Source organism: Chitinophaga sp. 180180018-3 (assembly GCF_037893185.1).
Lineage (GTDB): Bacteria > Bacteroidota > Bacteroidia > Chitinophagales > Chitinophagaceae > Chitinophaga.
The window spans coordinates 1,963,814-1,986,660 of record NZ_CP140772.1 but is presented as its reverse complement, the minus strand read 5'-3'; the positions used below and the strand labels follow the sequence as shown (position 1 = coordinate 1,986,660).

Genomic DNA, 22,847 nt, shown 5'->3' with positions numbered 1-22,847 from the left:
GATTAAATATTCACGTTTACTATCTCCGCTCTCTTTCTTAATTCTATATTCTCAATTCTTCATTCTTAAAACCTTACAATCAAATCCATCGCTGCGGTGAACTGATCTTTGCGTACACCGTTATCATAGGGCGTCGCGTTATTATTCCAGGCTGTTTCGTAGCGCAGTTCCGGCCGGATCCTGATCAGACTATTGAAATGATGAACCCATCCGATGGTGTGGCTGGTATACAGTGTGGTGAAACCCGTGCGGTTACCTTGCGGATCATTCAGCATATCATTCCTTATGGAGAGATAATCTTTCTTAGGTGATAATTGTATCTGGAAATAGTTCACAGCGCCTACCGCGGAGGCAATGCCGGGAATCGTGTTTCCCAGGCCTGTGCCCATGTACCAGTCTTTACCCGGACCTTCTATAGCAGTACCGCCAACGGCGGCGTCATGTTGCCAGATATAGTATAATTCTGTGTTCATGTGTATACGTTGACTGAAGCGGTGCCCCCAGGTAGCCACAAGCATCTGGAGATTGTCGTGCGCATTCCTGTAATAGCCACGGCCCAGTGAATTGATACCACCGTAGATGGAGTTATTGTTGTTACCGGATACCCATCTTACCATTGCCAGTCCGTTTACACTGGCAGAATTACTCCAGGGCGCCATGTCGTTCCCTGCGTGTATGCCCGCCTCCACCTGCCAGTGTTCATTCAGGCGGAACGTGGCATTCACACCGGTGAACGTGTAAGGATCCACGGTGAACATGAGGGAGTGGGAATAGAGATAGTTGTCGGGCGCCCACTGCGCTTCAATATCAGCCGGAGATATAAACCGGCCAATCTTTAGCAGCAGCCCGTCTGCCACTTTGGGGAAATACAGCATACCATATACCTGTGTAGGATCATAGCCGTAAAGACGGTTGTACTTTAACAGCTGATCGCTGAAAATACCTTTCGCGAGCGTATAGCGATAGTCGGTACCAAATATGTTATCGATCACAAAGCCCCAGTCGGTATGCTCTTTCTGCACGGTGTTGGGTTGCCTTTCCACCCGGAGAATCAGTTGATCCAGCACTACGGCATTGGGCAGCAGGTTGTAAGACGTAGGCGCGTTCGAATTTCTGGACGAGCTGAAATTCCCTCCGATATCTACCCAGCCGTATACTTTGATCCGGCTGCGGTTGTTCGCCAGCCCAAGCATATGCGTCAGGGGGTAATCCGGTGCATCTGAAGGGATCCCTATCAGCGGTGATCCCACCCATTCGCCGCTGGGGAAAGGCGGCGAAGCGATCGGCGACGGCAGGCTCCTGCCATTTGAGGTGTCGATGGCTACTTTTTGTTTCCTGATGGTTGATTCCTGTTGTGCATATCCATAAGACAGGGACATCAGCAGGACAAGCGAAATAATTAATCCTTTTTTCATGCTTGCGTATAGTTTATACATTTCCCTATCATTAGCCAAAACACATGCCCTGCCAAGTGCGTATCCTTCAAAAACCGCTGTGGAATGCAGTTTCCGGATTAAAAATTCTCATTTCATATTAGAATATCCTCTTTCAAAATGGTAAACCTTGTCAAAATGACCCTGTTTTCCGGAGACCAGGCGTTTGGTTTATTTTATTGAGATACTTTCTCATTCCGGTATACCCGCATCCACAGACTGTTTTCAGGTATTACCCGCTGCGGTGCTGTCTTCCGTAATAAAACCGGCATGCGGGCACCCTACTTGTACAGGTACAGGCAAAACAACAAAATCATGAAAAGGATAAAAGGAATGATTACCCTCGTTCTGCTGACACTTGGTATAACAGCAGGGGCGCAAAGGAAACTGGCCGGCGTATATCTTACTGAAGCAGATTATCTGAACAACCATCCGGCGTATAGCCATGCAACGGTGAATTTGCATAGCCTGATTCCCGGGAATTATATTACTATACAGGAAGCCAACAGGCACGTCAGGCTGGATAAAAACAAATTCTTTGCCCTGAAGCTGGCCAATGGAACCAGCTGGCGGTTAACAAAAAGCAGTAGTTACGAAATCCTTAACAGCAATCCCCGGTTGTTGCTTTACCGCCGGAAAATACCGGTTTCTCCGAAAGTGTTTCCTGACAATCTATACTGCTATTATTTCTCCGCAGCCGGTGGACAACTGAAAGCACTGACTGCCTGGAATATTAAACAGGCGTTTACGGAAAACGGGACACTGGCGGATCAGCTGGATGCTACATTTAAAAACGATGAGAGCCTGATGGCCTATGATGCATTCCATCATATGTACAAGCTGGAGTGGCTGCTGAAGTAAGCCGCTATTTCGCATTTGGATCTACCTGGAAAAGTCCGAAAACATTTCCTTCTGTATCCAGGAAATAGCCCTGCCAGCATTTATTGGGAACGGCAAATTTTGGCAGGGCTACCATTCCGCCGTTCTTCATAATCAGTTCAGCCGTCTGATCAAAATCGGCTACCTCCAATGAACACACGAAAGCGTTAGCACCCTGTTCCGGTGCAGGTGCATGTGCCGGTCTTTTTAACAAACCACCCCAACTGCCGTCGGCCTCGATAGACCAGTAAGCGATGGGTAATCCGGGCACTTCGGTAAATTTCCAGTTGAATACCGCCCTATAAAAAGCCACTGCGCGGGTAGTATCATCTACATGTATTTCAAAATAAATGTTCATAAGACAGTGTTTTTGCTACTGGCAGCTGGCTGCCAGTAGCAATTTACACCTATTTCAGTATTTCTGCCAGCTTCTTTTCCAAAGCCTCGCCCCGCAGGTTCTTAGCAATAATTCTGCCCTCGGGATCGAGCAGGAAGTTCTGCGGTACGGCACGCACACCGTATAGCTTTGCTACCGCATTGTCCCAGAATTTCAGGTCCGATACATGCGTCCAGGTGAGCTGATCCGCGTGGATGGCTTTCAGCCACGCATCGTGTCCGTTGGCCTGATCCAGCGACACACCCAGGATGGTGAAAGGCTTGCTCTTATATTTATTGTAGGCTGCCACCACGTGCGGGTTCTCAGCGCGACAGGGGCCGCACCAGCTGGCCCAGAAATCGACCAGCACATATTTGCCGCGGAAATCGGCCAGGCTCACCGGTTTGCCTAAAGTGTCGTTCTGTGTAAATTCCGGCGCCACCACACCGATAGCTGTTTTCTTCCAGCCATCGATTATTTTCGCCACTTCCTTTCCATGCTTGCTGTTTTTCACTGCCGGCGACAGTCCGTTGAAAACAGTGGTGACTTCATCTACATTTTCCGGAATGGAACCGGCAAAACTTTGCAGTGCATCCAGGCTTACGAGTGTGCGGGGATTAGCCACTACAAATGCCCGGAAGATTTTTCTTTCCTCCTCCCGGATCGCTTTAGTTCTCTCGTCATAAGATTTTTTAAACTCTTCTGATTTACGGGTTTCTTCGGAAGCAGCAATGTATTCATTCACCAGCTGATCGCGCTGGTCGGAGGTCTTTTTCAACTGTGCCTGCAACCGCTGCTGATCGTTGTTCAGGGCCGATCCTTTCAGCACGGCATGATTCAGGGAATCTTTGCTCGTAAGTGTGATGGTACCTTTTTCCAGGTATACTGCCAGCATATCGTATTTGAAAGACATCATCCGCGTTGGTGCCTCATGGCGCAGCATCAGCGAGGCTTTTACCGGTTCGTCTATTTTGCCTTTAAATTCAAATACGCCATGCTGCAACTCGGCCGAATCCCGTACAGATTCGCCATTGGCGCGGTAGTTCAGAAATAGTTTTGCAGGTGCATTCAGCGTACCGATTTTCCCTTTCAGTATATACGTACCCGTTTGGGCAACACCAGCGGCGGGCAGCAATGCCAGTGCTGCAACTAACATGTGTTTCATGTGGTTTTGTTTATAAGATTAAAAAGGTCGTCCATCCAGTGGAATGTTCCATTGCGGGTTAAATTTCAACACGGGATTGGAGATGGTTAATATGAAATCTTTTGAGTCAACGGTTCCTTCATAGGCAGCGGTGCCTATCTGGTGTTTTATTTTCGCTTTGGCCCAGGGCTTGCCGGCTTCGAGGCAAAACCGCTTGAGGTCCAGGAATCGCTTGAAAGATCCCAGCGGCAGTTCTCTTCTTCGTTCATCGAGCACCATTTGTATCACTTCATCCTGCGATCCGCCCGACAATAAAGGTATACCTGTTTTGTAGCGATATCTCCGCAGTGTATTCAGATCATTCACTGCTTCGGCCAGGCGGTTGGTACGTGCATAGCCCTCAGCTCTCATCAGCAGTAGTTCAGGATAGGTAAACCCTGCCGTCATGGTGGTTTTGGAGCCACGGTAGTATTGTGTACGATTGCCATCATCGTAGGTAGTACCGTTATAAGTGGTTTTGTAACCCGGTGCTGTCAGGAAGAAATATTTAAACCGCAGGTCGTTTGCCTGATCATACAGGGCAATGATTTCATCTGAAGGATAGGAAGAAGAAGATCTTCCGGCGCCTGCATCGATATTCCTGTACAGCAGTGTTTCCCGGCTATTGGCGGCACTCAGGAAATTATCCGGGGCTTTAATGGTGCTGTTCACCAGGTTGGTCGGATCGGTCCAGGAAAACGTGTTGTAGTCGTAGATCAGTTTGTCGACCCCTCCTGCGCTGGCTGCCGTCCACGCCAGGTTGGCGTAATACACCACGCTGTCGTACCGCTGTGTGAACAGATGATAATACGCCATCAGTGCCTGAGCAGCCGTTTTATTGGGCCGCGATGGCCAGTTGGTCACATCCGGTATGTCGGGCAATGCGATGTATACATCTGCCGCTACTTTACGGAATGCCTCTGCCTGCGTAGAAAGGTCGGGCATAGGTGCGCCTACATCCGAAGATATGACGTAAGGAATTGTTTTGGTATCGTTGGCGGCGCCTGGTTTATACACCGGTCCATATACCAGGGTGGTGATGAAATAAGACCAGGCCCTGTCTACCAGCGCCTGTGCCACCACCCTTTTCGCATATTGCTGGTTTTCCGGGCTGAGGTTGGGTATCCCACGTATTCCATCGATCACATTGTTGAAATAAGCCATGGAGCGATAAGTTCCCCAATCCCAGAAATAATCCGACGTAGCAGGATTTTTGTATGGCTGCCGGAAAATATACGCCCAGTAGCGGTCGATGTTGGGGTGATTGTTGGCTTTGTAGTTAATATTGCCGATACCGTCTGACAGGTACAGGTTATCCGTCAGGTATCCCAGGTTGCAACCGGTATTGTTATCCAGGAAAACCCATTGTGCAATATTGGTATTATCAAGGAGATGATCGAAATCCGCCACTTCCGACGGAATCAGCTTTCCTTTGGGTTTTACATCCAGGAACTTGTTGCAGGAACCGGCTCCCACGGCCAGGATAACGCAAAAGAGAATATGTACGCATTGTTTCATGATCGCTGCAATTAGTATTAAAGACTGAATGATAATCCGACATAAAATTCCGGCCGGAGTGGCAGGGAGGTGAAACCCTGTTCCGTAAAGGCTCCTGTACCTCCGGTGAGGTTCAGCTCCGACACTTCCGGATCGCGGTGATCGCTGTTGGCAGTGAGCATAAACAGGTTCCTTGTCTGGAAGTAGAGCCTTGTATTATTAACACCGATGCGTTTCAGCAGGCGGGGATTGATATCGTAGGTAAGGGTGATATCCCTTAGTTTCATGTAACTGGCACTTTCGATCAGGATATCTGAATATGGGAAATAGAACATATCCATATTCCAGCTGCTGAGTTTAGGATAGATGGTTTTGGCTTCATCGCCGGGCTGCCGCCATCTTTCCGCTACATGTTTGTTCAGGATGTTGGAACCGCTGAAAGCATCTCTCCGCAGTACGTTCCCCATTTTAGCGATGAGCATAAATGAAAGGTCAAATCCTTTTATGCGAAAGGAGTTAGTCCAGCTCAGGGCATACTTCGGGCGCAGTGTGCCGCTGTATACCAGGTCACCTACTTTCACGTTTCCACCGTTTACTTTTTCTCCTTTGTCTGTATAAAACTGTGAAATACCATTGTTATCGAGCCCCGCAAAACGGTAACTGTAGAGCGCATCCAGTGGGTCGCCGGCTTTTTTTATAGCGCCATTGGTTACGGAAGATGCATACTGATAGGTGACATTGTAGGTAAGCACTTTGTTGTTGTTATAGCTGAAATTGAAGAAGGTATTCCATACGAGGTTGGCGCTGCGTATCACATCGGCATTCACGGAAATTTCGTAGCCCTGATTCCTCACGGCGCCGATGTTTTTGGTAAGAGAGCTGAATCCCCTGGTAGGATCAATGGCATCCGCCGCCAGGAGGTCGCTGCTGTTGCGGAGGTAATAGTCGACCGTCAGGTTTAAGCGCCTGTTCAACATCGACAAATCCGCGCCCAGGTTGGTGCTCTTGGTTTTTTCCCAGCGCAGGGAGTTGTTGGGAGGCGACGTGATGCTGTAGGACACATCGCCGGTTAAGTTAGAATAAGATCCGGGTGTGATGATCAGGAAGGGGCCTGAGTTCAGCGAGATATTTCCGTTGATGCCATATGAAGCGCGCAGATCGAGGCGATCGATCAGCGGCAGGTGGAAGAATTTTTCTTCTGCCAGTTTATAGGTACCTCCTACAGACCAGAGGGGCTTATAGCGATAGCGCGGATCGGTGCCAAAGAAGTTGGTCTGATCCAGGCGGATACTACCACTTACGATGAAACGGTTATCATATTCATAGGAACCGTTGGCATACCAGGAAACGAAGCGGTTGTCCTGATACCCGTAACTGCCAATGCTGGCATTAGCTCTGTTGGTGCCGAGCATATCTGCATTGTAGGAGCCGGCGTTGTAATCCGCATAATTAAAAGTAGAAAAAGTACCGGCCAGGTCGTTGTATCCGAAGCGGGTGGGCAGGCTGTTGTTGTCAAAAGTATTTCTGCTGATTTCATTTCCGGCGATGGCAGATACCCGGTGCCGTGGTGTAAGCGTGCGGTTAAAGTTCAGCTGGGTACGGAACATATAGCTCTGGTTGAAGTTGCGCGATTCATTGACCACGGCCCCATCGGGCAGGTAGTGTTTAGACGGATTGGAAATGGAGGTATTATCGTCGTACCAGAGCCGCACACGATAAGCGGTTTTATCATACAGTGTCCGGGCCAGCTGATCGCCCCGGCTCCAGGTACCACCGGCTTCCACGTTCAACCCTTCCAGCAGGCGTATATTGATGCTGCCTCCCAGGCGCAGCTGCAGTGCTTTACTGGTGGAGGATTCGAGGCCGAGGTCTTGCAGGGGGTTGTAATAAAGCGGTTTCAGTCCGGTGATGGCAGCATATCGGTCGTCTTTCTTCTGGTTTTTGGTAAACACGTTCTGAAGCAGGCCGGTGGCCGGATCTGTGAGCAGTGTATACGGTTGTATCAGAGACGTATTGGTATACGCGAGCATATCCTGCCAGCCGCGTACCGGAGCAGCAGCCGTGTTGTAGTTGACGTTGGAAAACAACCGGATATTCACTCCCTTGCGTGGTTGCCAGTCGTTCTTCACATCAAAGATCAGGCGGTTATCGGAGTTTTGAATAGTGTTGTTCTGATTGGAGATATACCGCACGGCAGCATTGAGCTGACTTTTTTCCCCGCCGCCGGTCAGGGAGATATTATGCTGCTGGGTGAACTGGTTCCTGAAATAATACCGCTGCATCTGGGCCAGGCCATCGTTCTTTTTCAGGGCTTCCAGCTGTGCATCTGCGTCTTTTGCACTCATCCATCCCTGCGATTTTGCGATGAGCAGGTAGTTAACCTGTGAAGTGGATCCGTAGTTGTTGTAAGTAGTCAGATAGTCATTAGGGGCCTGGTTATAGAGTTCTATTTCAGCATCAACATAATCGGCAGAAGAAGAGCGGTTGAGGTATTTCAGATCCGGTTTCAGGGTGATACCGGTAGAGCCTTTATACTCCACCAGCAGCGCACCTTTTCTGGCCTGCCTTGTGGCGATCACAATAACGCCGTTGGAAGAACGGGCGCCGTAAATGGAAGCAGCAACCGCATCTTTGAGTACGGTGATGGATTCGATGTTATCGATGTTCACGGATTCGAGTCCGGCTGTAACAGGATACCCGTCGATCACCAGCAAAGGGGCGCTGGCAGCGGCCCCCAGCAGAGTGGACACCCCTCTTATTTCCACGTTTCCTTCCTTGGTGAGCACCACCCCGGTGGCTTGTCCTTCCAGGGCCGATTTCAGGTCGGGTTTCAGTTTGGCGCGGAGCCGGTATGGTTCAATCACAGAAAAGGAGCCAGTGGCCCTTTCGCGGGAAATGGTCTGATAGCCGGTATTGATCACATCTACCATCGTCAGTTTGTTATTGGAGGGTCGGAGCCGGATGCTGATAACCCCGCTTTTCCCCACCACCACTTCCTGTGTTTCGTACCCTACATAGGAAAAAGACAATACGGCGGATTCGTCTTTTACAACTACCGTGTATTCGCCGTTGGCGTTGGTTTGGGTGCCTTTGGTGGTGCCTTTCACTACCACAGACACTCCTGGCAGTGGTACGCCTTTATCGTCGGTAATGCGCCCTCTCACCGGGATCTGTGCCGCAGGAGCAGGTTGTTCCGGCGTACGCTCTATGATACGCGTAACGGTGATGGTTTTGTCTTCAATAGTATACTCCAGGTGTTGCCCCATCAGCGAAGCATGTAACAGTTCCTGAATGGTGGCATTCCTGATGTCCAGTGTAACGGGTCTGGTGTTCTGGAGGGCATCGTAGTTGTAGAAAACGATGTACCCTGTTTGCCGGTTGATGTTGTTAAATACGGCGGACAGCGGTGTGTTTGTGACCGACATGGTTATTCGCTGCGCCATACTTTTTGCGCTGATCTGCAGCGCTCCGGCCATTAGTAGTAAAGCAGATAACTTCATGATCTTCCAAATTTTGGTTGGCGGCTGTTTCTTCCTCGTTGTGCCAGCAGATCTGCATTGGTGGTGATGCCTTCCGGAAGGGTAATCAAGGGCACAGGCATATGAGGCCTCTCCCTTGTTTTGGAACAAAGCAGTTAAAATCATACATTTGATTTCGGTGATAAAAAAGAGTTTACACGATTCTTATTGCCTCAAACCAGTGATGTTTGCCCATCACTGGTTTTTTAATGGCAGGGATTTAATTTGGTTTTTGTCAGCTCAATGGTTGGTTGATTTTTAATGTTAGACAATATGAGGGGCTCATCCTCTTAATACCGTTATTTTTCTTCCGTCCACTTTAAATAATACGTGATTCTTTTCCAGCAGCTTTAATATCCCGGATAGGGGCAGGCTACGCTGCATACCGCCGCCAAACAGCATTTTCGGCGGATCGCCTTCATACACTACTTCCACATCGTACCAGCGTTCCACCTGCCGCATGACAGCAGTGATATCAGCATGTTCAAAGATGAAGAAGCCATTTTTCCAAGCCACCGCTTCCTGAGCGGTGGTGTTGGCAACGGTGATGCTGTTATCCTGCCGGATGCTGGCCTGCTGGCCTGGCAGCAGTTTTTTCACAGCACCGCTGCGGCTTACATTCACGGCTCCTTCCAGCAAGGTTACTTCGATAGCGTGTTCGTTGGTATAGGCCATGATATTGAAATGAGTGCCCAGCACAGCCACTTCCGCGCCATTGCTTTTCACCAGGAAGGGCTTGCCCGGCTGAGATGCTACTTCAAAATAGCCTTCCCCGGTGAGCTCCACGAGGCGGTTATTCCCGGTGAAAGCAACGGGAAAGCGCAGGGAGCTGGCCGCGTTTAGCCATACCCGTGTACCATCAGGCAATGTAAGCTGATACTGGCCTCCCCTGGGGGTGGTGAGTGTGTTATAGGCAATTGTTGCAGGAGCTTTGCCTCCTTTATAGAGCACCTGGCCGTCGTGCAGTTTAATGATACTGGTATTGCCCTGCCGGCCCAGGGTATCATTTTTTGCATCGGTGAGAACAATATGCGAGCCATCAGCCAGCGTAAGCACTGCTTTATTACCACCGGGCGCCACATCGTTTTTATAACGTTGCGCCAGTTCCGGCCCGGGCTGCAGTGGGGCGTCCCCCCGGCGGAAGAAGAAGATGCCTGCAGTTACCAGCACCAGTACTACGGCAGCAGCAGCGGCCTTCCACCACCAATTACGGTAGCCTCCCGATGCAACAGCACCTGTAAATGGTAACACTATATCAGTGGTAGTAATACTTTTCAGCAGATTTGTATATTCCGCCATATCAACGGATCCCGCATCTCCCACGGGCGCCTGCCATAACAGCTCCGTCAGTGCTGCCATAAATGGCTCCCTGTTATCATCGTTTTCCAGCAACCGGTAAAGTTCCGCCTTTTCGGCAGTGGTGTCGGCGCCGGCCAAACGCTGCTGCAATAAATACGTTATCCTTTGTTCCTGCATGCTTGTTAAGTATATACCTACTAATAAGAATGAGCAAAAAGCATTAAGGACCTATTGCCTTAAAAATTTTTTATCTGCTGATATAAATAAGAAAAACGAGCGGAATGGTATGCCCGTAGCGGCGCAGGTGTTCGCGGATGGCTTTGAGGGAAAAGACCAGCGCATTTTTCACTGAGTTGGGAGAAAGATCCAGTGCAGTAGCTATTTCCGGAATTTTCATACCCTGATTACGGCTCATTTGATATATGCGGCGGCGTTGTGGGGATAATAACATTACAGCTTCTTCTATAATAGCATGCAGTTCCTTCAGGCTCAGTTGCTTCACTGCCGTATCGGATTCCGGTTCTGCAGCAACGGCCTCCCTGAGGCGATATTCCGTAGCCTCCTTCCGCAGCCAGGTATAGCATTCATTGGCGGCCACCTTGTATAGCCATGCCTGTGGCTGTTCTACGTCCGTTAGTTTATCCCGGCTCAGCCAAACCCTCAGGAAAGTGGCCTGTATCACCTCTTTGGTATCATCCGGCGTTCTTACCATCTTCCTGACAAATGGTTCCAGTAACATCAGCGAAGAACGAAACAGGATACCAAATGCTGCTTCATCGCCTTCTGATATGCGTTGAAATAATGCTTTGTCGATATAGATGCGCTCGTACATGATGGTTTAGTCAGTTCCCGGGAAAATAATGGTTGGTGGTATCGCCACTAATGTAATAAAAATTGGCCGGATGCGGGTAGCACTCCAATAAAAAAGGGCCGCCCAAAATGGCCGGCCCTGTGACTTTGCAGCTGGTTCGGGGTCAGTCGTCTCTCAACATGTAACCCATTCCAACCACGGTGTATATAAAGTGCGGGGTAAATCCTTTGTCGATTTTATCTCTCAGATATTTTACGTATACGCCTACCCTATTGGTACTGTTGTCGAAGTCGGGCCCCCATACCTCCCGGGCTATTTCCGCATGGGAAAGTACCTGGTTCCGGTGCGCCAGAAAACATTTCAACAAAGCCAGTTCGGTATTAGTAAGGGCTATTTCGATGCCGGATCTTATGACCGTTCTGTTTTGCCGGTTAATTTCGAGATGGGCGCTTCTGTTGTCATCTTCCAGCAATGGCTGTCTGCTGATCATTTTAATGCGCGCCAGCAGATCCTCTATGTGAAAGGGCTTAACGAGGTAGTCGTCGGCCCCGCTCATATAACCAAGTACCCTGAGTTGTTCGGTGCTCCGGTTGGTTAATATCAATACCGGGATATTCATCTTCAGCCTGCGGATACTCTTATAAATTTCAAGACCGCTCACACCGGGCAACACGGTATCCAGTATGATGAGGTCGTATTTTTTATTCAGGGCAAGACGCTTGCCGGTAACACCTTCCCGTGCAAAGTCGACATAATAGTTTTGTTCTTCTAGTTCCTGGATGATAAATTCTGCAAGGTTCAGTTTATTTTCCACCAGCAAAATATTCATAATATGAATTTGCTGCAAAACTAGAGGGATTCAGCATCCGTTAACATAGATTAGAAAAATATAACCACTTTCTAAGACGGTTATAATCTCCTCCTTATCTTGTTTTAATCTTTTGGGAAACAGGTCCGGTTAACGGTTTTTTTCCGTAAACATCAACTGGTTAGTCATTTGCGACCGGCAGCCATAAGAGAACCGGGATCATCCGTAAAAACCCCATCCACTCCCTTTTGCCGGAGCCGTTGCATGTCGGCAAAGGAATTCACATTGGTATATGGTTTGAAGTTCACGCAGCTCCATACTTTTACCTTACACTGATGCAGTACGTTCAGTGCCCGATTGCCCAGGATGCTTATTCCGCCCAGTTTCTCCGGCAGGAACATAATATCGGCTGTAGTTTTCACCCATTTCTCCAGGCGTAGTTTCGAAGCAAATGCAAATTTCCTGGTAGCATTGGCAGCTGCAACGAAAGTCCATCCGGGCCGCAGTGCCTGAAATTCCTCTATGATGTTGTCGTTCACACTCTGTATAGCAATGCTGCCTTCCCTATGGTGGTCTGTTACTATCTCCGCCACGCTGTTGATCAATACCGGGTCCATTACATGCAGGTCGAGTATAAATCGTTGTTGAGGGAAGGTATCGAATATTTCATGGAGCGTAGAGATATGTGCGGTATCGTTCAGGGTGCCATCGGGGTTGCGCAGCTTTATTTTTCTCAGATCAGCGATGTTGTGATCGATCACGAGGCCGTTGCCATTGGTGAGATGGTTCAGTTGGAAATCGTGAAAAGCGATGATCTCATTGTCTTTCGTCAGCTGTAAGTCTATTTCGATGATACATTGCGGGTTGATATTTACACTATGCCTGATGGCAGCCGGTGAGTTTTCGGGATACAGGGTGGTGCCACCTCTGTAAGCGATCACATTGAAATTATTATCCAGTAATGAGGATTTCATTCAGTTGATGTTAGGTGAATTCTAATATAACGAACGAAGTGACATGTAGTGTTGCGGATGAATTTATCGAGGATTATAATGCTGTTCCGGCGGGCATTCAGGGGGATTGTTATTTTCCGGGGGTGGTGTTTTAGGGGGTAGTCAATTTACCCAGTGCTGTTAAGGAGATTAAATTTTGAAACTATTATCTCTGAGCAGGCTGGCGGCTTTTGTTTTCTCATAATCCAACAGATCATCTTCAAAGGAAGCATTGGCTACATTCAGCAGATGTGGTTTTGCCTCATCATATTTTCCCTGAGCAAAGAAAACTTCGCCCAGTACGCAGCTGGCCTGAATGAAGCAGCGTTGATCCGCCTGCGCAGCGGCGTCCAGGACCAGGGTTTCCAGGATTTCGATGGCCTGTTCGGTTCGACCGAGGTCGAGGAAGCGTAGTGATTTGTTAAAGCGGTTAAGCAGGTTCATAGAGAACAGCATTTCCCTTAAAGAAACCGGATGAGTGAATTCATTGTTCCTCATCCGGTCTCTTTTATACCTGTAAATATACTGTTATAAAATTGACATTATTGGGCAACCTCCTTCCAGTTAGCCGGACCTGTTAACCCGTCAGCAGCCCCGATATATACCCATTTTTTATCAGGTACTGTTGGCACCACGCTACCGAGGTTCATGATTTCAAAGCCATTCACGCCGCCGCTTTTGACAAAATTATTGGTCACCGGCGATAACCACGACTGGTACAACGCCGTGCAATTGAAAAACCGGTTGTCTTTAACACAGGCGTATGAGGTGCTTACGTTGTTGGCATAGGCAGAGAAATCCACTGCTATCGAGCAGTTCATAAAGTGATTGCCGGTGATGGATGTAAAACTGGCTATATCATTAAATCCGATGCCAATTAGATTATTGTTTTTTATGATATTCTGGCGGATATATACATGCACCACTCTTTCGAGATAGATCAGTTTATCATAGTTACCCTCTAATATATTGCCTTCTATCAGAACAGGCTGGTAGGGAGGCGCGATGTTGTATGTAGCGGATGTTACAGTGATACATCTTCCAGGTGAGGTAACCCGGTTATTCCTGATTTGGATATTGGCACCTACACTGGTCACGATAAGTAATATGTCCCCCACGAGCGTGTTACCAGAAATTTCGATGTTCTTTGAACCCTCTATTTGCAAATTTTTTTCCAATATTCCGTTTGTGACAGTTACCTCCCGGCAATAAAAAATGGCTACTGAGCGTTTCAACCGTGTCGTGTCTTGTCTTTCTCTTTCTTCGGAACTACCGTAGCTGTTGGCACCGGAAATGGACGCCTTTCCTGCATAATAGCAACTGTAGTCGACAAAACATTTGGAGGAAGAATTACTATCGAAGGTATTAGCCCAACAGCCATAATAGAGTCCGTATCCGGCCGACATGTTTCTTACAAGATTATTGGCAATTACATTATTATAGCTACGGGCGTGGCAGCAGACGCCTATTTCATCCTTCCCGGCAACTCCGCTACCTTCTACCGTGTTATTGCATACACTATTGTTATTTGCCATCATTACAAGAATAGCAGCATCACCTCCTGTTGTATAATAGCAGGTATTATTGGAAATTCTGTTACCAGTACCGAAAGATGTGACCATAATGCAGCGGCCAACGGTAGTAGTAATAATGCAGTTATTAATTGTATTCCAGGCGCACTTATACAGCGAAATTCCGCCATTGTTAAGCACCAGGCCGCTGATCCTGCAATTACTGGTCTGCTCGAGCAGCATAGCATCACTGACTTGTATTACAAAGTCTATTTTAAAGTTTGATAATGCTACTTCTTTTACCCCTATTAACTTACTGACAGCCGTGCCTTGTGGACAGGCAAATGCCGTAGGCCGGTTGATCGTTATAGTCGTAGCAGTTTTTGCTTTTACCCTGAAAATTTCCATCTGCCCAAGTGGATTATCATAGTTATTCCATTCTGCGGGAATGCCGTTTTGGGGACTCAGGATCTGCCAGGCATTGGTTACTCCGTTAAATGTATACAACAGGTCTCCGACACTTACTTTCGTGGTATCGCCTACCGGTAACTCCGTAGCCCCAACCGCCACATTGGCTGTCAATGTTAAATTGCCATAATCCTGCGTATTCGGAGGTATCACTTCTGTGGCATAGTTGTCATTGAATCCATATCCTCTTACGCCACCTTTTTCGCCTCTGATTTGTCCACTTGCGCCTATTTTCAATACGCTGTTATTCCCTTCCCCGGTTATAACCGTATAGTCCTTCAGCCAGAGGGTACCGTTACACAGGTAAGTACCTGCAGAAAGCTTCAGCGTATAGCCATTGGTGCTGCAAAAGTCGATCCCCTGCTGTACCATAGCGAGATCATCTGATGTTCCATCTCCTTTGGCGCCCAGCCATCTGACATCCATCACTTTGTCGTGAATCCGCTTCCACCGGCCAGTGGCAGCCTGAGCTTTGATGATGGTAACGCCGTTATCCTGGTCGCCCGAAGTATCATCCCAATAGAAACTTCCGCCTCCGCCATCGCCGGGAGCATAATACCCTAAGAGCGTACATACATTATCCGCCGTAGTACCATTTGTCACTCGCAGGGCTGCAATTGAATTTACTGTCATTGCGTTATCAATTTTGAGGTTAACAATAATTTCCATGAAGTAACAGCTCCGCAACGCAATCAATATGCGTACCCATGTATTTCTCCTCCAATAGTTGTGAAACTGTTAAAGCTTTACACCAGATTAATTTTTACTATTTACGGTCAGTCTAAGAAGTGTACTTAAACCAAGAGTTATGAAACGGACATTATTAGTAGTATTGCTCATGGCAGCAATGGTCACCGGCGCTTCAGCTGGTGTACCTGGCGGGCATTTCAGGGGCGGTGGTTACGGGCACAGTACTATCATAGTTCGAGGTGGATATGGTTTCTATGATCCGTTCTATGCTCCTTTTGGATACTATTATGGTTATCCATATTACGGCATGCCTGCAATGCCCACCAAACTGGACATGCAGATCGCCGATATACGAAACGACTACGCCGATAAAATCCGCTCTGTTAAGCTGGATCACAGCTTAACCCGGCAGGAGAAACGGGCAAACATAAAAAGTCTTAAACAACAGCGTAATTACGATGTAATGAACGCACAAAGGAATTATTATAAGTCATAGTGAGTAACCACCCGCCGGCCCGTATTAACGGGCTGGTCTTTTTATTATCTCATCTTCCTATACCCCCTGCCTTACTACCATCCCGCCAACACATTAAAACCAAATACAATATTCAATTTTGTATATAATAAGCATAGTTGTAAATTGACAACATAATTGTCAGATACTATCGTGAAATCACCTCATGGAGCAGGTACAAATAGGTAAATGTGTATATATTCTGAATACAGGCCGAAACCTGTATAAGATTGGCAAAACGCAGGATCTTCATAAGCGCCTGGCGGCTTACCATACGCACCTCCCTGTGCTGTTCCGCGTGGTACGCCAGTATGCGGCGGAAAATATGAGTGAGCTGGAGGAAAGTCTGCATATCGTTTTCCAGCATAAACGTGTAAAAGGCGAATGGTTTGAGCTCAGCAAGAGCGACCTGGTCATCTGCGACAACATCGCCCGGAGCTATGCCCTGCAGTCGCTGCAGAAGCAGGCGAGGAGATATTCAGATATCAGTTTCACCGACAATCCGCTGTTACAGGTGATGGAAGCGAATGAGAAATACCTGCAGGATTACTCCCGCATTGCAGATGATATCCGGCTGGGATTGAATAACGATGAAGTATTTGAACTGCATGAAGGCACGGTTAATAAATCTGTTATTGAAACTGTAAGGAGATTGTTGAAATACCGTACCCCCAATTCGGAATTCCTGGGCAAATGGATGCGTGTTGTCAAGGAGCTTAGCGATGGTGAAAGCGAGAGTAGTATACTTTTGAAATATAGCGGTCATATTAGCAGAGGTACAATTCAGATGATTAAGAGGATATTGAGGAATCAGTTGTATTAGCAGGTTTCCGTGTCTCAAAATAAGTGAACTTTTGTTGATGTATGTTGACGTTAAGCCACCACAGCTGATTTTTATTTACTTTCAAAATATCATGTCTTATGAACCTGCTTAAAGCCAAAACCACCTGGAGCAATGCCGAATTTATACCCTTCAAGCTCTGTATTGCCAGCATATACATTGCAGCAGGCTCCTATTTTCATGATTTCTTCCGGCATTATTATATTCCGCTACTTATATTGTTCGGTATCACTGTTACATGGACTGTATACCTGTGGATAAAAAAAATGCGGAAAGGCTGATTACCTATTTTTGTGAGTTATAGCAAAACAGACGATGAAAGAAAACGAGTACGATGATCCGGCATTTAACCATGACAACACTCCCTGAAGATATTATTACCCCGCGCCTGATACTGCGCCTGATAAACAAAGATATTATGGAAGCCTGCCTCAACGGCAAGCTGGATGTGGCTACCAGGGAACTGGGTGCGGCCATTCCGGCGGAGTTGATGGAACATCCCGGTAGTTTGATTTACAGTCTCCGGCAACTGGCAAACGACCCACTGTATGCACCCTGGTCAGCAAGAGCCATCATTCTGCCAGAAACCAGGCAAATGATAGGCCTGATACGGTTTCACAGCAGTCCGAATCCTGAATATCTGCAGCGTTATGTCAGGGACGCAGTTGAATTCGGGTATGAGGTATTCCCGGCCTGGCAGCGACAGCACTACGCCACTGAAACATTGGAAGCGGTGATGACCTGGGCGCAAAGGGCACATGGGATTCACCATTTCGTTGCTTCGGTGTCACCGGAGAACACGCCTTCCCTTCAATTGATAGCCAGGTTCGGGTTCCATAAAATCGGTGAAGAAATCGATGAAACTGATGGTATAGAATATGTTTTCCTGCGAACAGCTGATTAAACTTTTATCAGTTGTAGTTAGCCGAAGGGCTCACTATCCTGCATGTTTTCTACACTCACGGGTTCGGTTACACGATAAGTGACCGCAATGCCATACGGATCACAGATTTTAAATTTTCCTTCGGCGAAAACAATTACCCATTCATCTGAATAGCTGTAAAATGTAAACTCCGGGCTGCTGAGCGGGAAGTCTGCTACATCAGATTTCAGATAAGCATACTCCGTATCCTTTATTTTATATTTCGCTGGTTGGGCGGCCAGCGTATCTCTGATAAATAAGATAGTTTTTTCCAGGTATTGCACAGGCAGCCGCCTCCTTAGGCTGTAAGGAGGCTATTGCCTGTGCATTGCTGCGGTTATTGATTGAAATAATGTGCACTGTCGATATCAGACAAGAGCCCGGGTTGTACAGGTTCCCATCCCAACAGCTCCCGTGTATGCCGGCTACCTGTGGGATTATTGATAGCTGCGAAATGTGTGAACCATCCGAAATAACCGGCTGCTGCTGAAGCAGTAATATTGGCTACTGGTACATTCAAACGCCGACCGATGATATTGGTGATGTCTTTGAATGCGATGCCTTCTTCGCCCACTACATGGAAATTGCCGGCGGCCGCATTGTTCTCCACCACCAGGCGGAAGGCGCGGGCAGCATCCAGGCGATGTACAGCTGGCCAGCGGTTGAGGCCGTCGCCCATATAGGCCGCCATCCCCTTTTCCCGCGCAAGCCCAATCAATATCGGTACGAAGCCATGATCACCCTCTCCGTGCACCGACAGGGGCAACCGTACTACGGCCACCCTCACACCACGGGCAGCTACTGCCGCAGCCGCCTCTTCCGAAGCCGCGCGGGGCATCTCATCGCTCCCGGAAACCGGCTGCTGATCTTCTGTAATTAATTCGCCGGTTTGCCCTACAGCAGTACCAGATGTAACAACGAGGGGGCGCCCGGTGCCAGCCAGTCCCTCGCCCAATGTTTCGATGGCACGACGGTCGATTTCGCAGTTCTCCTTATATTTCGAAAAATCATGGATAAAGCCGGTGTGGATGACGCCGTCGGACATAGCAGCACCGCTGCGCAGGCTCTCCAGATTTTCAAGGTTGCCGCGATGCACCTGCGCTCCAGCAGCAATGAGCGACCTTTCGGCCTCCTCTGTGCGCGCAAGGCCCAATACCTGGTGGCCTGCGCCGATTAACTCTTTAACGATGGCGGAGCCTATAAAGCCCGTGGCGCCTGTAAGAAAAATACGCATATCTGAATCTTTGGTTAAACAATACGTCTGTAAAACAAGCCTGCAGGCACAACCGCCAGGTACTTATTAAAAGAACAACACAAATTTCAGCCGGAAGGCGCCCCGGAAACAAGGAGATTTGACACATTTTTTTGAGGTCATTTGACCTAATTTTGCTATTTTTCAATAGCATTCAGGTTTACTATGTTCAGCGTTTTTGAAGCATATATTACGGACAAGGGAGATTTTACCAGCAGCGAGCTGAAAATGATACGTGCACTGTCAGTAACGAAGAAAATACGTAAAAGGCAGTTTATCTTGCAGGAAGGAGATGTTTGCCGGCATAAAACCTTTATTTGTAAAGGCCTGCTGAAGTCTTATATGAGGAAAGACGACGGCACAGAATATATTATGAAATTTTCGCCGGAAAATTCCTGGGTAGTAGATCCCCCCAGCTACCATAAACAACTCCCTTCCAAATACAATATCGATGCACTCGAAGATACTGACATCATACAATGGCAGCGAGCTGATTTCGAAGAATTATTAGCGACCATTCCCTCATTGAAATCCTTTTCAGAAACGCTTATCAATAACAGCAACGAAGCCAACATGGAACGCATACTGATGAATATCAGCTACACTTCTGAAGAAAAATATCAGGCGTTTGTTGAATCCTGCCCGGATATTTTCCAGCGGGTGCCCTTGCATATGGTGGCTTCCTTTCTTGGTGTATCCAGGGAAACACTGAGCCGGATAAGACATGCACAGCTTCAGCAGGTTAAAAACAATGATTTAATTTCGTAACTGGAATTTTATCCCTCTTCCTGCCTTTTACCTGCAAGGTATTTTATACTGTCGAGAACCTGCTGTGTTTTTCAAACAGGCCGCCCTTTCAACAAGTCGCGTTTGCCCATTTAAAAGTCGCGTTTGCCCCTGTGCTTTACCCGCCTGTTCACTAACTTTACAGCAGCCCGTTCACTGGCAACGATCATAAAATGGCGTCTCATTCATATCCCAAAGTTTATCTGTATAGAAGGGTTGTGCAGGCAAAACTTTTCATCGATCATCATTTTGCTGATGATATCGACCTTAACAACATTTCAGACGAAGCTTATTTTTCCAAGTTTCATTTTATCCGGTTATTTAAAAAGATTTACGGCAAAACGCCACATCAGTACCTGATATGGGTACGACTGGAGAAAGCGATGGAATTATTGAAGTATGGCAGCACCGTGTCTGAGGCCTGCTATGCAGTAGGGTTCGAAAGCGTGGGGTCATTCAGTGCATTGTTCAAACGTACAACAGGCGTTTCTCCTTCCACTTTCCAGGAAGCCCAACAACAAATAAAAAAACAGATTTCCCGGGCGCCGTTAAATTTTGTTCCCGGCTGTTTTATCTATCAATATAACCTCACTGAAAATAGCAATTTTGGAGAAACAGTTTAACCAACGATACCGGAACTTTGTTATAAACTTACTTAACAGATATATATGATTACAAAAATGAGTCACATGAGCATCTTTGTGCTCAACCAGGACAGCGCCCTTGATTTTTATACCAACAAACTGGGGTTTAAATTAAAACTCGACCTTCCAATGGGCAACGACAATCGCTGGCTAACGGTTAGTCCGCCGGATCAACCTGATCTTGAGATTGTACTGTTTCCGGTAGGTGCCGGCAAAATGCTGCCCCAGGAAGTGGCCGATACCATTACCGGCTTCGTGAAAAACGGCGTATTTGGCTGTGGCGTATTTGAGTGCAATGATATTTATGCGACTTATGAAGAACTGAAAACAAAAGGTGTTGAATTTATTAAAGCGCCAACAAAAGAGTTCTACGGTACTGAAGCACTATTTAAAGATGATTCAGGCAATTGGTTTTCACTTCAGCCCAGGCAACAATAAAGACTACTTACTTAAATCTTCTTTTATGAAAACAGTACTTGATACAACTGCCCGGGAAGAGCTCACCCGCCGCATCCACCAGCTCAGTGAACACAACGTGGCGCAATGGGGTAAGATGAATGTCCGTCAAATGCTGCAGCATTGTGTTTTATGGGAAGAAATGGCATTGGGAAGAATGCCCGTTAAACGCTCGTTCATAGGCCGGATTTTCGGCAGAGTGGCGCTTCGCGATCTGACTAAAAGCGATGCTCCATTGCGGAAAAATACACCAACGAGCCCCGAGTTAAAGATTACCACCGAAGTAAACAGCGATTTTGAGCAAACGAAAGAACGATGGATAGCGCTGATTGCAGAACACGATAGTCCAAACACCACTGGCATCATGCATCCATTCTTTGGGGAAATGTCGCCCGGGCAGATCGTATTGCTTTCTTACAAACATGCCGATCATCACCTCCGGCAATTCGGTTGCTAGCCTCCGGACCGGATAAAGTATGTTCCAGACCTCACGGGCGATGTCCGTACTGATTCTTCAATTTGTTCAGTAGTACACTTGCTCCTTCCTGTGCAGCAGTGGTTGCTGAATTTAAAACGCTCCTGCTTCTCTACCAAGCCGGTGAACTTTCCACCAATATAACTTTGAACCTGCCAGCAACATCGTTTATCACTCATTTGTTCAAATTTGTATTCAAATAAAAACACGAACAAATGAGCAAAACAATTTTAATTACCGGGGCTGCCAGCGGTTTTGGAAAAATCGCTGCATTTGAACTAGCCAGGAAAGGACATCATGTGATTGCCACCACACAGGTTTATCCTCAGATGAGCGACTTAAAAAGAGAAGCGGAGGAAAAGCATATCCAACTCACCGTTGATAAGCTCGACGTCACCAATCATCGTGACATTGCCTACGCGCACAAAAAATACGACATCGATGTATTGATCAGTAATGCCGGTATTATGGAAGGCGGTCCGATTGCCGAGCAGCCGCTGGAGCTGATCCGCTCGATGTTTGATGTAAATGTATTCGGCGCATTGGAACTGGCACAGGGATTCATCAGAAAATTTGCAGCAAAGAAGCAGGGAAAAATCATATTTACGTCTTCTATGGGCGGCTTATGGACCGTGCCTTATGTGGCTGCCTATTGCGCGTCCAAACATGCGCTGGAGGCGATTGCGGAAGGATTGAAAACAGAGCTGGCTCCGTTCAATATAAAAATCGCCACCTGTAATCCTGGTGTATTCGGCACGGGATTCAATGATCGCGGCGTTGATTCGATTTTCCGCTGGTATGATCCGGCCACTAACTTCACTCCTGCTGCTGCATTCGACGGGGCAGCCGAATCACTTGCCCACCAACTGGATCCTCAGTCAATGGCCGAAGTGATTGTGAACGTAGCATTGGATGATACGGCCAATTTCAGAAATGTACATCCCAAAGAAACAGAAACATTCGTAAAACAACTACAGGCAGAAGCCTGGGCAGCAAAAAGCTGATGTCATCCATGAGCGAATGCACAGGTGGTAACCTGTGCATTCCTATCTCCCTACAAAAAAAAATAACGCAATGAACATAACATACAGTGAAGCATCAGGTGCGCTGAATGCCGCCATAGAAAAAGCAAAGCAGCTAAATATACCCGTCAGCATCGTAGTGGTGGATGCAGGCGGGCATCTGGTTTCCCTCGCGCGGCTCGACAGCGTTTATGGGGTCGTTGACTTTGCCATAAAAAAAGCGAGAACAGCGGTGATGTTTGGGGTCGACAGTGATGTAATGGGCAGTATCGTGGCAGGCGCCGGTATGCATGGATACGGGATGATTAGTTCCAATGAAGGACTGCTAACCATAGCAGGCGGCGTTGTTATCAGAAACAGGGAAGGGCGCATAATAGGGGCTATTGCTTCGTCGGGAGGCACACAGGAACAGGATAAAGCAATTGCAACAGCCGGCGCCGATGCGCTTTCCTAAAAATTCAGGATATTTA

Annotated in this window: 24 protein-coding genes; 11 read left to right on the top strand and 13 right to left on the bottom strand. The window is 47.6% G+C overall.

Translation table 11 applies throughout. The features are described 5' to 3' along the window. Positions 1-65 precede the first annotated feature (65 nt). Complete coding sequence (locus UNH61_RS08130) at positions 66-1,415, bottom strand: outer membrane beta-barrel protein (RefSeq protein ID WP_326991579.1); 1,350 nt, start codon at positions 1,413-1,415, stop codon at positions 66-68. Between the two features lie 333 nt (positions 1,416-1,748). On the opposite strand from UNH61_RS08130, the gene UNH61_RS08125 reads away from it, so the two are divergent. Continuing rightward, entirely contained in the window at positions 1,749-2,294 is a 546-nt protein-coding gene (locus UNH61_RS08125; RefSeq protein WP_326991578.1) for a hypothetical protein, read from the top strand. A gap of 4 nt (positions 2,295-2,298) precedes the next feature. Here UNH61_RS08125 and UNH61_RS08120 read toward each other — a convergent pair whose 3' ends face one another. The 10 genes from UNH61_RS08120 to UNH61_RS08075 form a co-directional block, all read right to left on the bottom strand. Next, a complete protein-coding gene (locus UNH61_RS08120; RefSeq protein ID WP_326991577.1) occupies positions 2,299-2,670 on the bottom strand; it encodes a VOC family protein in 372 nt (123 codons plus the stop codon). Positions 2,671-2,719: 49 nt separating this feature from the next. Beyond that, a complete protein-coding gene (locus UNH61_RS08115) occupies positions 2,720-3,853 on the bottom strand; it encodes a TlpA disulfide reductase family protein (RefSeq protein WP_326991576.1) in 1,134 nt (377 codons plus the stop codon). An 18-nt stretch (positions 3,854-3,871) separates the two neighbouring features. Next, positions 3,872-5,389, bottom strand: a complete 1,518-nt coding sequence (locus UNH61_RS08110; protein WP_326991575.1) for a RagB/SusD family nutrient uptake outer membrane protein — start codon at positions 5,387-5,389, stop codon at positions 3,872-3,874. A 17-nt stretch (positions 5,390-5,406) separates the two neighbouring features. Beyond that, positions 5,407-8,868, bottom strand: a complete 3,462-nt coding sequence (locus UNH61_RS08105) for a SusC/RagA family TonB-linked outer membrane protein (RefSeq protein WP_326991574.1) — start codon at positions 8,866-8,868, stop codon at positions 5,407-5,409. Positions 8,869-9,168: 300 nt separating this feature from the next. After that, positions 9,169-10,362 (bottom strand): FecR family protein, encoded by a 1,194-nt coding sequence (locus tag UNH61_RS08100; RefSeq protein WP_326991573.1) that lies wholly within the window; start codon positions 10,360-10,362, stop codon positions 9,169-9,171. A gap of 70 nt (positions 10,363-10,432) precedes the next feature. Next, complete coding sequence (locus UNH61_RS08095; RefSeq protein WP_326991572.1) at positions 10,433-11,017, bottom strand: sigma-70 family RNA polymerase sigma factor; 585 nt, start codon at positions 11,015-11,017, stop codon at positions 10,433-10,435. A 142-nt stretch (positions 11,018-11,159) separates the two neighbouring features. Next, on the bottom strand, positions 11,160-11,825 hold the full coding sequence (locus UNH61_RS08090; RefSeq protein WP_326991571.1) for a response regulator transcription factor: 666 nt from the start codon (positions 11,823-11,825) through the stop codon (positions 11,160-11,162). Positions 11,826-11,989: 164 nt separating this feature from the next. Continuing rightward, the gene (locus tag UNH61_RS08085) at positions 11,990-12,778 is read right to left on the bottom strand and encodes a glycerophosphodiester phosphodiesterase family protein (RefSeq protein ID WP_326991570.1); all 789 of its coding nucleotides are present in this window, start codon (positions 12,776-12,778) and stop codon (positions 11,990-11,992) included. Between the two features lie 168 nt (positions 12,779-12,946). After that, positions 12,947-13,294, bottom strand: a complete 348-nt coding sequence (locus UNH61_RS08080) for a hypothetical protein (RefSeq protein WP_326991569.1) — start codon at positions 13,292-13,294, stop codon at positions 12,947-12,949. A 44-nt stretch (positions 13,295-13,338) separates the two neighbouring features. Beyond that, positions 13,339-15,408 carry a NosD domain-containing protein gene (locus UNH61_RS08075; protein WP_326991568.1) on the bottom strand — a complete coding sequence of 690 codons (2,070 nt, stop codon included), beginning with the start codon at positions 15,406-15,408 and terminating at the stop codon, positions 13,339-13,341. A 175-nt stretch (positions 15,409-15,583) separates the two neighbouring features. Between UNH61_RS08075 and UNH61_RS08070 the strand changes: the two genes are divergently transcribed. The 4 genes from UNH61_RS08070 to UNH61_RS08055 all read left to right on the top strand — a co-directional run bounded on the left by UNH61_RS08070 (position 15,584) and on the right by UNH61_RS08055 (position 17,724). Then, on the top strand, positions 15,584-15,961 hold the full coding sequence (locus tag UNH61_RS08070) for a hypothetical protein (RefSeq protein WP_326991567.1): 378 nt from the start codon (positions 15,584-15,586) through the stop codon (positions 15,959-15,961). 184 nt (positions 15,962-16,145) lie between these two features. Next, the gene (locus UNH61_RS08065) at positions 16,146-16,802 is read left to right on the top strand and encodes a GIY-YIG nuclease family protein (RefSeq protein WP_326991566.1); all 657 of its coding nucleotides are present in this window, start codon (positions 16,146-16,148) and stop codon (positions 16,800-16,802) included. Between the two features lie 98 nt (positions 16,803-16,900). Next, positions 16,901-17,101, top strand: a complete 201-nt coding sequence (locus UNH61_RS08060; RefSeq protein ID WP_326991565.1) for a hypothetical protein — start codon at positions 16,901-16,903, stop codon at positions 17,099-17,101. Positions 17,102-17,154: 53 nt separating this feature from the next. Continuing rightward, positions 17,155-17,724: a GNAT family protein gene (locus UNH61_RS08055; protein WP_326991564.1), complete on the top strand. Its 570-nt coding sequence runs from the start codon at positions 17,155-17,157 to the stop codon at positions 17,722-17,724. A 17-nt stretch (positions 17,725-17,741) separates the two neighbouring features. On the opposite strand, the gene UNH61_RS08050 is transcribed toward UNH61_RS08055, so the two are convergent. Together UNH61_RS08050 and UNH61_RS08045 are read right to left on the bottom strand one after the other, a co-directional pair. Next, entirely contained in the window at positions 17,742-18,026 is a 285-nt protein-coding gene (locus UNH61_RS08050) for a hypothetical protein (protein WP_326991563.1), read from the bottom strand. Between the two features lie 53 nt (positions 18,027-18,079). Beyond that, entirely contained in the window at positions 18,080-18,976 is an 897-nt protein-coding gene (locus UNH61_RS08045) for an SDR family oxidoreductase (protein ID WP_326991562.1), read from the bottom strand. Between the two features lie 183 nt (positions 18,977-19,159). Here UNH61_RS08045 and UNH61_RS08040 point away from each other — a divergent pair, with 183 nt between their 5' ends. The 6 genes from UNH61_RS08040 to UNH61_RS08015 all read left to right on the top strand — a co-directional run bounded on the left by UNH61_RS08040 (position 19,160) and on the right by UNH61_RS08015 (position 22,831). After that, positions 19,160-19,762 (top strand): Crp/Fnr family transcriptional regulator, encoded by a 603-nt coding sequence (locus UNH61_RS08040; protein WP_326991561.1) that lies wholly within the window; start codon positions 19,160-19,162, stop codon positions 19,760-19,762. A gap of 191 nt (positions 19,763-19,953) precedes the next feature. Beyond that, positions 19,954-20,403: an AraC family transcriptional regulator gene (locus UNH61_RS08035; protein WP_326991560.1), complete on the top strand. Its 450-nt coding sequence runs from the start codon at positions 19,954-19,956 to the stop codon at positions 20,401-20,403. Between the two features lie 66 nt (positions 20,404-20,469). Further along, the gene (locus UNH61_RS08030) at positions 20,470-20,862 is read left to right on the top strand and encodes a VOC family protein (protein ID WP_326991559.1); all 393 of its coding nucleotides are present in this window, start codon (positions 20,470-20,472) and stop codon (positions 20,860-20,862) included. A gap of 25 nt (positions 20,863-20,887) precedes the next feature. Next, positions 20,888-21,337, top strand: a complete 450-nt coding sequence (locus UNH61_RS08025; protein ID WP_326991558.1) for a DUF1569 domain-containing protein — start codon at positions 20,888-20,890, stop codon at positions 21,335-21,337. Between the two features lie 233 nt (positions 21,338-21,570). After that, the gene (locus tag UNH61_RS08020; protein ID WP_326991557.1) at positions 21,571-22,359 is read left to right on the top strand and encodes an SDR family oxidoreductase; all 789 of its coding nucleotides are present in this window, start codon (positions 21,571-21,573) and stop codon (positions 22,357-22,359) included. Between the two features lie 70 nt (positions 22,360-22,429). Continuing rightward, complete coding sequence (locus UNH61_RS08015) at positions 22,430-22,831, top strand: heme-binding protein (RefSeq protein WP_326991556.1); 402 nt, start codon at positions 22,430-22,432, stop codon at positions 22,829-22,831. Positions 22,832-22,847 lie beyond the last annotated feature (16 nt).